This window comes from Pseudovibrio sp. Ad5, from assembly GCF_001623095.1.
Lineage (GTDB): Bacteria > Pseudomonadota > Alphaproteobacteria > Rhizobiales > Stappiaceae > Pseudovibrio.
Genome location: NZ_LMCH01000025.1, coordinates 48934 through 61230, shown reverse-complemented (window position 1 = coordinate 61230; position 12297 = coordinate 48934). Strand labels below are relative to the sequence as shown.

The following is a 12297-nucleotide window of genomic DNA, read 5'->3' as shown; positions in this document are numbered from 1 at the left end:
CCTAAGCGCCCGATTTGCTCAATTCCTCAGAATTGCTGCCCGCGTCTTCAAAAAACTTCCGAATGCCACGTGCGGCCTGCCTGATACGCTGTTCGTTTTCAACCAGACCGATACGCACAAAACCTTCACCGTGTTCACCAAAGCCGATTCCCGGAGCAACCGCCACATCTGCCTTTTCAATAAGCAGCTTGGAGAACTCCAAAGAGCCTAGATGTTTGAACTGGTCTGGAATTGGAGCCCAGGCAAACATGGATGCTTCTGGAGCAGGAATATCCCAACCAGCGCGTCCAAATGAGTCGATCAGCACATCACGGCGCTTCTTATAGATCTCGCGAGTTTCACGAATGCAGTCATCTGATCCGTTCAGCGCAGACGCAGCTGCCACCTGAATTGGAGTGAACGCACCATAATCCAGATAGGACTTCACGCGAGCAAGAGCCGCAATCAGACGTTCATTACCAACTGCAAAGCCCATACGCCACCCCGGCATGGAGAAGGTTTTGGACAAAGAGGTAAACTCAACAGCAATATCCATTGCCCCCTCTACCTGCAGGATGCTCGGAGGAGGAACATCACCAAAGTAGATTTCAGAGTACGCCAGATCAGAAAGCACATAGATTTCGTGCTTACGCGCAAAGGCAACCACATCGCGATAGAAATCCAGATCAGCAACACTTGCTGTCGGGTTCGCTGGGAAGCACAGAATAATTGCAATTGGTTTCGGAATGGAATGGACCACAGCCCGCTCCAGAGCCTCAAACAGCTCAGGACCCGGAGTTGCCGGGATAGACCGCAGCGAACCACCTGCCATCAGGAAGCCAAATGCATGAATTGGATAGGATGGATTAGGGACAAGCACCACATCGCCCGGCGCGGTAATCGCCTGAGCCATGTTGGCAAATCCTTCCTTGGACCCCAGTGTCGCAACAACTTGCGTATCTGGGTTTAGCTTTACACCAAAGCGACGCTCATAATAGCCAGCCTGTGCCTTACGCAATCCCGGGATCCCTTTGGATGCGGAATAGCGATGTGTGCGCGGGTTCTGAACAGTCTCCACCAGCTTATCGACAATATGTTGCGGAGTAGGCAAATCAGGGTTGCCCATACCCATGTCGATAATATCGGCGCCTGCCGCTCGCGCTTTGGCTTTCAGACGATTGACCTGTTCAAAGACATATGGCGGGAGCCGGCGTGTCTTGTGAAAGTCGTCCATGACGCGAGCCTCACTTTCTTCAGTTTAGCGTTTCAAGCTATATTTTGATTTCTGTTCAAACTTGGTCCCGAGTCATTTCAGCCAAGTTTCCACGGCCTTTTAGCAGGTGCGAACATTTTTCGCATCATTCATGAGGGATAAAACCGACATTTTTTTAAAGTTTTCAAAGAAGATGTGAAACTTTAAATCCAAAGAAAAAGCCGCAGTATTCTGCGGCTAACAACGGGATCTACAATTTCAACTTGAGAAATTAGACGGCTTTCACACAAAATGCACAACTAAAGGTGTATTCGCCACATGAAAAATGCGACGAAAGATTATTGCGCCTGCACATCCTGAGATTGCCCAGCCTGCTCACCAGCAATCGTTTTCAGCTGTTCGGCACTGGACTCAAAGCTCCCACCGAGACCTGCCCTGCGCTTACTCTCAGAGGAGATCGCAAGCAGATTGGCTTCAGAAGCCGCACGCTGTTCTGGGGAAAGCAAATCGCTGGAAACTTCTGGCGGCAGTTCAGCCACACCAGTCTGCTTTGCGCCGTTGCCTTTTTCGATGGCCTCGTAAACCGTCAAAGATTCGCCAAATGCACAACCGCCAACAAAACCTGCCAGCACAACTGCACAGCAAACTCGTTGAAACTTAAGCAACATCTGGAACCTCGCGTTTTATCTGATGACGACACAAAAGCAGCGCACATAACTTTATTAAAAATGCACTTAGCAGTTGCGTCATCCGTAGTCCACATATATTACCCTGTTAACAACACATAGTTTCTTACTCTAGGGCAACTGTCATTTACTGAACACAGAACACGATATACTCAAACCATAACCGATAAATATTAAGAAGAAATACTATTAGAATTCGGAGTATTCCGAGTTTTCCTCAAGAGTTGAACTCATCCATAAAACTTAAGAATAACCCAAAACTTCTCACAGTTCCGCAAGAGCACTTTACTTGCTAAATACCTACTAAGAATCCACCTAAGGACTAAGACAATCAGCATGGATTTTCACGTGCCTGTCAAAATTCTTAGGGATATACTCATTATGCCGTTTTTGTAGGCTAAGACACCGCCCCATTACGCATGAGTGTATGTGGCATATTTTTGAGCACGATCACGCACACCAAATACTATTGGGTCTGGCGCGTATTAATCAGACACCAGATACGAGGACTGAGCAGGCAAATGACCGGTGAAGACACCAATCCAATGTTGCAGTACATCCTCAATAATCCTGAGGAGTTTGCCAAGAACCTCTCCGAGATCGCCGAAAATGGCGGCAAGGCTCTGGCAGCCTATCTGGAGCCTCGCGAAAAAGGCGAAGCGGCATCCGGCGGCACCGAAGAACTCAACGCGGTGGTAAAGACACTCGCTGAGGTCGGCAATTATTGGATGAAAGACCCTTCCCGCGCCATAGAAGCTCAAACCAAGCTCTGGTCTGGATATATGAACATCTGGAACTCCACGCTCCAGCGCATGGCTGGAAAGGAAAGAGAACCAATCGTCGTCCCCACCAACACTGACAAGCGCTTTAAAGACAGTCAGTGGGACGACAACAACTTCTTCGACTTCATCAAGCAGATGTACTTGCAAACGAGTAACTGGGCTGAAGAACTTGCCGAAGGCGCCGATGAACTGGATGACCACACGCGCCATAAGGCGGGCTTTTACATAAAGCAAATCTCCAATGCCATGTCGCCGTCCAACTTCATCCTCACCAACCCGGAGCTGCTGCGCGAGACCATGTCGTCCAACGCCGGCAATCTGGTGAAGGGCATGAAGTTGCTCGCCGAAGATATCAAGGCCGGTCACGGAGACCTACGCATCCGTCAGACTGACCCGGACAAGTTTGAAGTTGGCGTGAACGTTGCTGTCACACCCGGCAAGATCGTAGAACAGAACGATGTTTGCCAGCTGATTCAATACACACCAACGACAGAAACAGTTCTCAAACGTCCGCTCCTTATTGTTCCGCCTTGGATCAACAAGTACTACATTCTTGATCTTAACAAGGAAAAGTCCTTCATCAGATGGGCAGTCGATCAAGGCCATACTGTCTTTGTAGTCTCGTGGATCAATCCGGATGAGACGCAGGCTCAAAAAAGCTTTGAGCATTATATGCGCGACGGCATTCTCAACTCTCTGGAGCGCATTCGCAAGACCACACAGCAGACGACCGTCAACGCCATTGGTTACTGCGTCGGCGGCACTTTGTTGGCTGCTACCCTCGCCTACCTTACCAAAATCGGAGAGCAAGATCGCATTTCATCCGCAACCTTCCTGACCACTCAGGTGGATTTCACCTATGCAGGCGACCTGAAGGTGTTTGTGGACGAAGAGCAGATCGAAATTCTTGAACATCGCATGGGCGAGAAAGGATATCTGGACGGCTCCAAAATGGCGACGGCCTTTAACATGCTGCGCTCCAATGACTTGATTTGGCCTTATGTCGTCAACAATTACCTGCGCGGTAAAGATCCATTCCCGTTTGACCTGCTCTATTGGAACGCGGACAGCACGCGCATGCCTGCTGCCAACCACTCATACTACCTGCGCAACTGCTACCAGAAAAACGCACTTGCGAAAGGCGAAATGGAACTGGCCGGGCAAAACCTCGACTTGAGCGATGTCCAGATCCCGATCTATAATCTGGCAACAAAAGAAGACCACATTGCACCTGCAAAATCCGTATTCAAAGGCTGCGGGTGTTTTGGCGGTCCCGTGGAGTACGTTTTGAGTGGCTCTGGCCACATCGCTGGCGTCGTCAACCCGCCCTCCAAAGAGAAATACCAGTACTGGACAGGAAGTAAGCCGGAGGGTGCTTTGGAAAACTGGATGCAAGATGCATCTGAAACCCCTGGGTCATGGTGGCCACACTGGCAAAAATGGATTACATCTCAGGATGATAATCAGGTAAAAGCACGCAAACCGGGCGCACGCCGCACAAAAATTTTGGAAGACGCACCAGGCAGTTATGTTAAGGTGCGCATATAAAGAGAACACGCAGTGAGTCTGCTCGACGCCACGCTTGTTCTCACGAAATAAATGGAGGACAACGTGGCAGGAGATCCTAAGCTATCACAAATGCAACCGCGGAAGATCGGCGGCTGGGATCCTCGACATGTTCGGCACCTGAACACACAAAGCGCGGCCCTCACGCGCATGAACAAGCCTAAAAACCTCTTGGCAAGAATCCTCGTGCTTCCTGCCTTGCTTGCACCTCTGTGGTATCAACCAGCACTCGGCTGGTTCTGGGCTTTAGCCCTTTCACTTGCAGCTGTTGCATGGGTTTGGGTCATTCCACCCTTTGGCAAAAAAGCAATTGGCGCAAAAACTTGGCTGCAAAAAGCGATGTTGGGTGAGAGAATGTGGCTGAACCGGATGTTTGTTCCAGTTCCAGCCCCTTATCATCAAAAAGCACTCGCTCTTCTTGTCATCGGGCTAATCGCAGTAGGCACAGCGATCTGGGCAGCAACCACCAACAATCTTCCACTTATGCTTACGGGTGGCATCCTCGCCTACCTCGCAAAGCTCGCCTCACTGTTTGTGATGGTGAAGGTCTTCGAGCATATGAAAAATGCCCATCCGCTCTACAAGAGCTGGCGAAACATTCCAGTCAACGACAACAGCCTGAAAGCAAAAGCGAGCTGAGTCTTAGTCGGCCAACAAGGGCGCACCATAACCGTCTTGCTTTGCAGAAACAGACGACGCACGCCCCTGCCCTGAAACAAACCAGTAATCTGCTCCGGAGAGTTCCGGCTGGGTGACCACATATCCCTGCAACTTCATAAAGGCGACTAAGGCATCTTGCTGCTTTGAGTTATGATTGTGCTCAACGCATAGGAAGTCAAACGTCCTGCGCGAAAAATCTATTCCCTTGAGAACCTCCAGCTCAGTACCTTCCGTATCAATAGATATAAAGGGAATGTGATCAGGCACATTGTGCTGAACCAGAATATCCTCAGTCCGAGCAATAGGAACTTCAATCTCGCGCCCGGGCTTAGTTCCTTGGCCTACAACGGAGAGCATCCCAGAGTACTCCGAAGTATCAGCACAAAAGAAGCGAAGCGCTCCCCCTCCCGAACTCCAAGCCGCTCTCTTATCCAAATCAGCGTCACGCCTTGAGCAAATCTGCTCCCAGCAATCTGGATTGGGTTCCACAAGCAAACCAGACCAACCCAATGCCCTCTCAAAAAGGAAGCTATTAGAAAGGTGCGTTCCATCTCCAACGCCTATTTCTACAAAAAAACCTTTTTGCTTCTCGTAGAATGGAAACTGTTTGAGGAAATGCAGCTCCTGAAAGCGCTGAGCACGGCAATAGTAAAAGTACTTCTCACTCAACCGCGCAAACTGCTCATCACCCAAGCCAACTCGCAAAAACTCTTCCAATCGCCTCATATTGGAAAAGCCCTTATGCTCTTTCAGATAAAGCACTCTCGAAGCACTCAGGTTCTTCTTATCCAACCTCAAAGCAAGACGAGCCAGCGTCCCACTTCGTTTATGCGGGGCAAGCCCCATTAGGAATGCCGACAAGAACTTTTGCGACCACCGGATCAATGCACATCCCCACCACAGTTTCGCACAAACGTGGCAGGTAAACCCCAGCGCAACAACTCTGCAATTTCACCCACGGCAAGACAGAGAGCCCAAACACAAAAAGGGCCGCCAAATGGCAGCCCTTTCCGTAAAACTGTTTCCAGTATCGCGTATTAGCGCTTGGAGAACTGGAAGGAACGACGAGCTTTACGCTTACCGTACTTCTTACGTTCAACAACACGGCTATCACGAGTAAGGAAGCCTTCTTTCTTCAGAACCGGACGCAATGCTGGCTCGTAGAAAGTAAGTGCTTTAGAGATACCGTGACGAACAGCACCAGCCTGGCCGGAAAGACCACCACCAGCAACAGTTACGTTGATGTCGTACTGGCCATCACGCTCAGTGAGCATGATTGGCTGACGCAGGATCAGCTGAAGTACTGGACGAGCGAAATACTCAGCGTACTCTTTGCCGTTTACAACGATTTTACCGGTGCCTGGCTTGATCCATACACGAGCGATAGCGTCTTTACGCTTACCGGTTGCATATGCACGACCTTGTGCGTCGAGCTTCTGTACATGTACAGGAGCTTCGTTCTCGGTAGGGGCGATTGCGCCGCCCAGTTCCTCAAGGGACTGTAGCTCAGACATAATTAACCCCTCTTCGCATTTTTAGGATTCATGGCTTTAACGTCTACCACTTCTGGAGACTGGCCATCATGCGGATGTTCTGCAGCAGCATAAACACGCAGGTTACGCAGCTGTGTACGGGAAAGAGGTCCGCCTGGCATCATACGCTGGATAGCCTTTTCCAGAACGCGCTCTGGGAAACGACCTTCGATCAGCTGACGTGCAGTGCGCTCTTTGATACCGCCAGGGTAACCAGTGTGCCAGTAGTACTTCTTGCTCTGGTATTTTTTACCAGTCAGTACAACTTTGTCTGCATTGATAACGATTACGTTGTCGCCATCGTCGATATGTGGTGTGTAGGTCGGCTTGTGCTTGCCGCGCAGACGGTTTGCGATGAATGCTGCCAGACGGCCAACAACAACGCCTTCTGCGTCGATCAAGATCCACTTCTTGTCGACCTCAGCCACTTTAGTGGAATGAGTCTTCATAAGATCTACCGTAGTTTTGACGGTTAAAATTCTTGGGAGAAATTCGTTCAGGCCCGAAAGAGCAGCTAAACGTGATAGCTCCGTGTAGGAACGGGTAGATACGCGAGCTTGAGCACAACGTCAAGAACAAAAAAACACACACTCAAGCAAATTACTCAATAAAATCAAATAGATATAAAATAGGTATTATAATACCACACTTTTTCCGCATGAATCTGAGGTTTTTGCACCTCAGGAAACACCGGCAGCACGTGCAGCAGTCAAAATAAGGTCATCCACCTGCAATTCATAGAAGACCCAGTTGGCGCTGTAACAGCTGACGTAATAGCCAAGACCAGCAAGTGCCACACGATATTCGCGCAAATTAATAGGCGTAAAATGAACCGGATAGAAAAACCGCCAACGACTGCGGGTCAGGCGTGTCGTCAACGTGGCATTTGCCAGCAGAAGATTGAAGAACACCAGGCTCACGAAGACGATTGGATCACCAATAAAGGCCGTATCCAGATAGAATATCGTCTCGCGGAATTCAGCAAAGACCCGAGGCTCACTGACCACATAAAGATCAAAGAATGCAGGAACAGCCAGAACCAAAAGGATATTCAGGGCTAGAAAGCCAATATAGCCGATCGTGGCCAATAGAGTTCCGAAACGGAGTGGCACCAACAGGAAATCAAAAATGAAACCGAAAAACGCACGATAGAACACAAGCCTGCTCCCCCACATGCCGTCTTCTCAGGTCTCCCATCCATCAAAAACGGCCTTTGGCTTTAGTCCCTGAATTTTAAGTGGCTTTTTGCTTTTGGATCAACAGACAATTCAACTTTCAGACAAATTTAATTCAAAAATTTCAATAAGCTGAGGGTTTTAGGCACTTCAACGCAGTGTCGTCTTGTAGAGCACATGCCTCATACATTGGATAACATGGGATGAACACATTTCCGTGCGGAAATCATCGAATCGTTTGTTCAATCCAAAGTTGCTTTTCTCAGGTATCAAATTTTCAAATGCACCTCCCCTTTTTCTTTCTAATTCCGTCCCTGTTCATAAAACCTGCCCTTGCAGAAAATCCACCGGTCCAGATCATCATAGACGTCAGCACCACCACACCTATGAGCGGAACTGCAACAGTCACATTTCCAGTTCCACAAGGCCTCAGGTTACTGAAGCCTCGCACCATTCGAGGGGATGCAGAAACGCCACCAATTCAGTTCTTCTGCGACGGAGTTCACAAGACATCCATTACCTATGGAAAGCAATTATCATGTCGTGAGCTGCAATGGAATGTCACCTTCCAGAATGTGCAAACCGCCCCTCACGCCATTGCAAACCAGCAAAACCTTTACTCTCCCTCTGGATGGTGGAGCTTGACGGAGTGGGATGACATTCCTCGTTTCGAAGGTGTCTCAGCAACAGAGATCTGCGGCAAAGTCCATAACAAGACGCAGGCGGTCAAATGCAGCGCCCTGCCCGCCCAAAACGAACCACCTCTGATCCTCACATGGGGCAAGTCCACCAAAACACTGAAAACCGGGCAAACAACACTCACGCCATTCAAAGACGATCCGACTTCAGCCTTGAAAGCAGAGAACCTGCCCGCTCTTCAACAACAACTTGCGTATCTGAAAGCGTTGCTTGCACCCGAGGAGCGCACACCAAACAATATCGATCTCGTGTGGATCGCAATTGACAAGAAACTGGGGCAAATAGCTGGAGCTGCTGGCAAACAAGCGTTCCTTGCCAATTTTGCAGTAACCGATGGCGCAGCCACAGACGACAGCATCGCCAAACTTCATTGGGTCTCCAGCCACGAACTCTTTCACTTGCTGGCAACCCAATCTTACCCACTCTGGATTTCTGAAAGCCTTGCTCAATATTACGGCTACAAATCACTGGAGAAAGCAGGTTTACAAACAGAAACTCCGATGGAGCAATGGCAAAACTTTCAAGAGCGCTACCCTCACGCAGCAGCAGGCCTTTATGAAGCCCACACCAAAGTAACGCGCGACAATAACCCCAGCTACTACCCTCTCTTCTATATGAAAGGTGCTGCATTCTGGCAGGCAGTTGATCAGAAATTGCAGAAGGCAGGTACATCACTCGATAAGGTTCTACCTCAAATAGAAGCCTCAGCAGCAGATAATGCGGCATTATCGTCAAAGACAATCGGCCTCCTGAAAACTAAGCTTTCGGAGCAAGTCGTTTCAACTCTACAACAGCAGTACCTCCACTAAGCGCATTGCAGGTTCCCATGATCACACAGGATTCATTTCAGTATCAGCAGCTCAAAAGCATCAGGCACCGTCAAGATGGAACCCCATGCGCAGTCCAGTCCGGCGGCAAGCTGACGGATGTCGCGCTCACAAAGTGCGAGTTGAACCGTTTCCCATCAGAGTTGTTGCATCATAGTTCCTTAAGAAGCCTCTATCTGGGACAGAACCCAATCAGCGAAATACCGCAGGCCCTATCCGACCTTCAGGCGCTGAAGGAACTCTACATCTACGGATGTAAGCTAACACAGCTGCCCGGCAGCCTCTGTGACTTGCCAAATCTGGAGATCCTGGACCTCAGCCATCAAGCATTGAAGTGTCTTCCGGAAAAGTTAGGAGCTTTAAAGAAACTGCGTGTGCTCTATGCAAGCAACACAGTCATGACGCAACTACCGGAGAGCATTGGTGATCTGTCTGAACTGGAGTATCTCGGCTGCACCGACAACACCATTACCCATCTCCCAGAAAGTTTCGGGAACCTGCAAAATCTGAAGGAGCTAAGGCTCTACGGCAATGGTTTGCGCGCATTACCCTTGCACTTTTCCAACCTCTCATCCTTACGAGAAGCTTATTTGCGCGACAACGCCCTCACAAAACTTCCTGAAAACATGGATGAATTGCATCAGCTCGAAGTGCTGGACCTTCGCAACAATCAAGTATCCCAGCTCCCAGAAGAAATTGGAGATCTTCCCAATCTCTATCAGTTGGACCTCAGGGCAAATCCACTGGAAGAACTGCCCGCCAGCATGAGTAACCTGAAGAACTTGCGCAAGCTGGATCTGCGCTGGACACGCCTGACCAAAGAACCGGAGTGGTTTGAAATCCTGCGCGCACAAGGCACGCTGATTTACCTCTAACCCGAAAAGCGCCCCTGAAAAACAGTGGTAGCGATCCACGCCCTACATCTTACCATAGGGAATGCATCGCTATCTCTTACTCACCCTATCGCTTTTGTTGCTTTGGACCTGGAATGTCCAAGCTCAGGAAAGCAAGTTCCGCAAACGTCCTCGCAGTCTGTTTAAACAGCCGGACTGTTATTGCACCAACCGTGGCCTGCGGATTGAGCTGGGTGATTTTTCCTGCCTGTATGTAGACGGCACCGCCTATCTGGCCCAATGCCAAATGGCACTCAACAACCCCATGTGGCACAAAATTGAGGATGGATGCCCAACCACGCAGTTGGACAACAAACAGCACGCATCCTATCCCTTGAACGACGCCGGCGGGATGGAGTAAGTTGCGGTGGCATGAGCAATCAGATCATCGCTCCCTTCACGTGTAATTTCGCATTCCATAACAACAAGGCGCTTGCCGCCCTTCAGGATGCGACACGTGGCGATCATCTCACCAGCTTCAGCTTTGCGTAGGAAGTTGATATTGATGTTGGTGGTCACAGCAAGCGCATGCAGCCCCATATTGCCCAGCAGAACCACATAGGCTGCATAGTCAACCAGAGCCATCAACGAAGGACCGGAAACAGTACCACCAGGACGCAAATGCACGTCCCCGGCCTTGAGCGTGACAATTGCTTTTCCCGGTAGAATTTCATCGATGAAATATGCACGACCTAATGCGTGCATCTGCGGAAATGCCTTGTCCAGAAATTCCGTCAGTTCTGCCGGACTAAACTTAACAGCAGGCGCCGCCACCTCACTGGTCATGAAGTCCCTCCTCCTCATGCAAGCCGACATACTGATATATGGCTCCATGATTTACCAGCTGAACAAAAGTTCTAAACCGTTGCGCTAGGCTCAAGTTTTGTTCACTCTGTGATTTAACACTTAATCATGGCCCGATAGCCTGCTAAAGGCATCTTAACGACTATTTTCAGCACTATGGAGAACCATCATGTCTGACGCAGACACCACCAAAGATCAAAACGAAGCAGAACGCCCGATGCTTGGCAAACTGCTGCACAATGGTGTTCAGCGTATCGTCATGCAGCGCCCTGAGCGTATGAATGCTCTGTCCATGGCCATGATGAAAGAGCTCTGCACCGCGCTGGATGAAGCCGCAGCAAACCCGGAAGTGCGTGTTGTTTTGCTTGGGGCTGAAGGCAAAGTCTTTTGCGCAGGCCACGACCTGAAAGAACTAACCGCTGCACGCGCGCAAGCAGATGGCAGCAAAGTTTTCTATCAGCAGACATTCGATCAATGCGCTGAGCTCATGCAGAAGATCGTGAACCTGCCAAAGCCAGTCATCGGCGTTGTAACTGGCGTTGCAACAGCAGCAGGCTGCCAGTTGGTCGCTTCCTGTGATTTGGCACTGGCACTGGATACAGCCACCTTCTGCACCCCAGGCGTTAACATCGGCCTCTTCTGCTCCACCCCAATGGTAGCCTTGACCCGCAACATTGGCCGCAAACAGGCCATGGAAATGCTATTGACCGGTGAAAGTATCGACGCTTCCACCGCAAAAGAATACGGCTTGATCAACCGAGTGGTGCAAGCAGACTATCTGGAAGCCGTAGTTCAGAAATACGCTGAAGTGATTGCGTCCAAGTCCGCCCTCACAGTCAAAACCGGCAAGGAAGCCTTCTACAAGCAGGCCGATATGCCATTGGCAGAAGCGTATGCTTACACCTCACAAGTCATGGCAGAAAACATGCTCGCCAACGATGCGGAAGAAGGCATCAACGCTTTCCTTCAAAAGCGTACGCCTGATTGGAAAGACAGCTGATCAAGATGTAAGGAGCAGCGCAATGACAGCCGGGTATTCAAAAAGACCACTAGCTCAAAAGCTAGGCCTGAAACCCGGCATGCGCTGCTGGTGGCACAACATGCCACAAACCGTCTTCGATGAAATTGCAGCAGGAGTTGACGATCTGGTCCTCCTGCCTACTCTGGAAAACGGCGTAAACACTGCCCATATTTTTGTAACGGGTCAAAGCGAACTAGCAGATCTGCTGAGTAAACTGCGCAGGACACTGAATGCAGACGGTATGATTTGGGTGTCATGGCCCAAGAAGGCATCTAATGTCCCCTCACAAGTGACAGAAGGTACAATTAGAGAAGTTTGCTTGCCTATGGGGTTGGTCGATATCAAGGTTTGTGCGATTGACGCAGTCTGGTCCGGCCTCAAGCTTGTTATTCGCAAGGAGCTGCGTGCAGAGCACAGACGAATGCAGCTGGCAGCCAAGGAAATTGCAGAAAGTTGATAA

General features: G+C 49.8%; 14 protein-coding genes. 6 read left to right on the top strand and 8 right to left on the bottom strand.

Going from position 1 to position 12297, the window contains the following annotated elements; translation table 11 throughout:
- Window position 1: 1 nt before the first annotated feature.
- A complete protein-coding gene (locus PsAD5_RS12540) occupies window positions 2-1213 on the bottom strand; it encodes an LL-diaminopimelate aminotransferase (RefSeq protein WP_057464398.1) in 1212 nt (403 codons plus the stop codon).
- A gap of 317 nt (window positions 1214-1530) precedes the next feature.
- The gene (locus PsAD5_RS12535) at window positions 1531-1860 is read right to left on the bottom strand and encodes a hypothetical protein (RefSeq protein WP_208986779.1); all 330 of its coding nucleotides are present in this window, start codon (window positions 1858-1860) and stop codon (window positions 1531-1533) included.
- A 539-nt stretch (window positions 1861-2399) separates the two neighbouring features.
- Here PsAD5_RS12535 and PsAD5_RS12530 point away from each other — a divergent pair.
- On the top strand, window positions 2400-4208 hold the full coding sequence (locus tag PsAD5_RS12530) for a PHA/PHB synthase family protein (RefSeq protein ID WP_063292360.1): 1809 nt from the start codon (window positions 2400-2402) through the stop codon (window positions 4206-4208).
- A gap of 63 nt (window positions 4209-4271) precedes the next feature.
- Window positions 4272-4865, top strand: a complete 594-nt coding sequence (locus PsAD5_RS12525) for a DUF6653 family protein (RefSeq protein ID WP_208981016.1) — start codon at window positions 4272-4274, stop codon at window positions 4863-4865.
- A 3-nt stretch (window positions 4866-4868) separates the two neighbouring features.
- On the opposite strand, the gene PsAD5_RS12520 is transcribed toward PsAD5_RS12525, so the two are convergent.
- The 4 genes from PsAD5_RS12520 to PsAD5_RS12505 all read right to left on the bottom strand — a co-directional run bounded on the left by PsAD5_RS12520 (window position 4869) and on the right by PsAD5_RS12505 (window position 7593).
- Window positions 4869-5747 carry an FkbM family methyltransferase gene (locus tag PsAD5_RS12520; protein WP_208981939.1) on the bottom strand — a complete coding sequence of 293 codons (879 nt, stop codon included), beginning with the start codon at window positions 5745-5747 and terminating at the stop codon, window positions 4869-4871.
- Between the two features lie 176 nt (window positions 5748-5923).
- The gene (rpsI, locus tag PsAD5_RS12515; RefSeq protein WP_057464395.1) at window positions 5924-6400 is read right to left on the bottom strand and encodes a 30S ribosomal protein S9; all 477 of its coding nucleotides are present in this window, start codon (window positions 6398-6400) and stop codon (window positions 5924-5926) included.
- 2 nt (window positions 6401-6402) lie between these two features.
- Window positions 6403-6867, bottom strand: coding sequence for a 50S ribosomal protein L13 (rplM, locus tag PsAD5_RS12510; protein WP_057464394.1), 465 nt, complete (start codon window positions 6865-6867; stop codon window positions 6403-6405).
- 231 nt (window positions 6868-7098) lie between these two features.
- Window positions 7099-7593 carry a hypothetical protein gene (locus PsAD5_RS12505; protein ID WP_063292359.1) on the bottom strand — a complete coding sequence of 165 codons (495 nt, stop codon included), beginning with the start codon at window positions 7591-7593 and terminating at the stop codon, window positions 7099-7101.
- 281 nt (window positions 7594-7874) lie between these two features.
- Between PsAD5_RS12505 and PsAD5_RS12500 the strand changes: the two genes are divergently transcribed.
- Window positions 7875-9101, top strand: a complete 1227-nt coding sequence (locus PsAD5_RS12500) for a hypothetical protein (protein ID WP_063292358.1) — start codon at window positions 7875-7877, stop codon at window positions 9099-9101.
- Between the two features lie 17 nt (window positions 9102-9118).
- Window positions 9119-9994, top strand: coding sequence for a leucine-rich repeat domain-containing protein (locus PsAD5_RS12495; protein WP_153040793.1), 876 nt, complete (start codon window positions 9119-9121; stop codon window positions 9992-9994).
- An 85-nt stretch (window positions 9995-10079) separates the two neighbouring features.
- Here PsAD5_RS12495 and PsAD5_RS28035 read toward each other — a convergent pair whose 3' ends face one another.
- The gene (locus tag PsAD5_RS28035) at window positions 10080-10334 is read right to left on the bottom strand and encodes a hypothetical protein (protein WP_063292357.1); all 255 of its coding nucleotides are present in this window, start codon (window positions 10332-10334) and stop codon (window positions 10080-10082) included.
- 5 nt (window positions 10335-10339) lie between these two features.
- A complete protein-coding gene (locus PsAD5_RS12485) occupies window positions 10340-10798 on the bottom strand; it encodes a PaaI family thioesterase (protein WP_063292356.1) in 459 nt (152 codons plus the stop codon).
- A 187-nt stretch (window positions 10799-10985) separates the two neighbouring features.
- On the opposite strand from PsAD5_RS12485, the gene PsAD5_RS12480 reads away from it, so the two are divergent.
- Window positions 10986-11816: an enoyl-CoA hydratase gene (locus PsAD5_RS12480; RefSeq protein ID WP_063292355.1), complete on the top strand. Its 831-nt coding sequence runs from the start codon at window positions 10986-10988 to the stop codon at window positions 11814-11816.
- A 22-nt stretch (window positions 11817-11838) separates the two neighbouring features.
- Entirely contained in the window at window positions 11839-12294 is a 456-nt protein-coding gene (locus tag PsAD5_RS12475; protein WP_063292354.1) for a DUF3052 family protein, read from the top strand.
- The last annotated feature ends 3 nt before the right edge of the window (window positions 12295-12297 follow it).

Bases quoted from the DNA above. Each gene is read 5' to 3' on its own strand.
- PsAD5_RS12540 (WP_057464398.1), bottom strand. From the start codon at position 1,213: ATGGACGACTTTCACAAGACACGCCGGCTCCCGCCATATGTCTTTGAA.
- PsAD5_RS12535 (WP_208986779.1), bottom strand. From the start codon at position 1,860: ATGTTGCTTAAGTTTCAACGAGTTTGCTGTGCAGTTGTGCTGGCAGGT.
- PsAD5_RS12530 (WP_063292360.1), top strand. From the start codon at position 2,400: ATGACCGGTGAAGACACCAATCCAATGTTGCAGTACATCCTCAATAAT.
- rpsI (WP_057464395.1), bottom strand. From the start codon at position 6,400: ATGTCTGAGCTACAGTCCCTTGAGGAACTGGGCGGCGCAATCGCCCCT.
- rplM (WP_057464394.1), bottom strand. From the start codon at position 6,867: ATGAAGACTCATTCCACTAAAGTGGCTGAGGTCGACAAGAAGTGGATC.
- PsAD5_RS12505 (WP_063292359.1), bottom strand. From the start codon at position 7,593: ATGTGGGGGAGCAGGCTTGTGTTCTATCGTGCGTTTTTCGGTTTCATT.
- PsAD5_RS12500 (WP_063292358.1), top strand. From the start codon at position 7,875: ATGCACCTCCCCTTTTTCTTTCTAATTCCGTCCCTGTTCATAAAACCT.
- PsAD5_RS12495 (WP_153040793.1), top strand. From the start codon at position 9,119: ATGATCACACAGGATTCATTTCAGTATCAGCAGCTCAAAAGCATCAGG.
- PsAD5_RS12485 (WP_063292356.1), bottom strand. From the start codon at position 10,798: ATGACCAGTGAGGTGGCGGCGCCTGCTGTTAAGTTTAGTCCGGCAGAA.
- PsAD5_RS12480 (WP_063292355.1), top strand. From the start codon at position 10,986: ATGTCTGACGCAGACACCACCAAAGATCAAAACGAAGCAGAACGCCCG.
- PsAD5_RS12475 (WP_063292354.1), top strand. From the start codon at position 11,839: ATGACAGCCGGGTATTCAAAAAGACCACTAGCTCAAAAGCTAGGCCTG.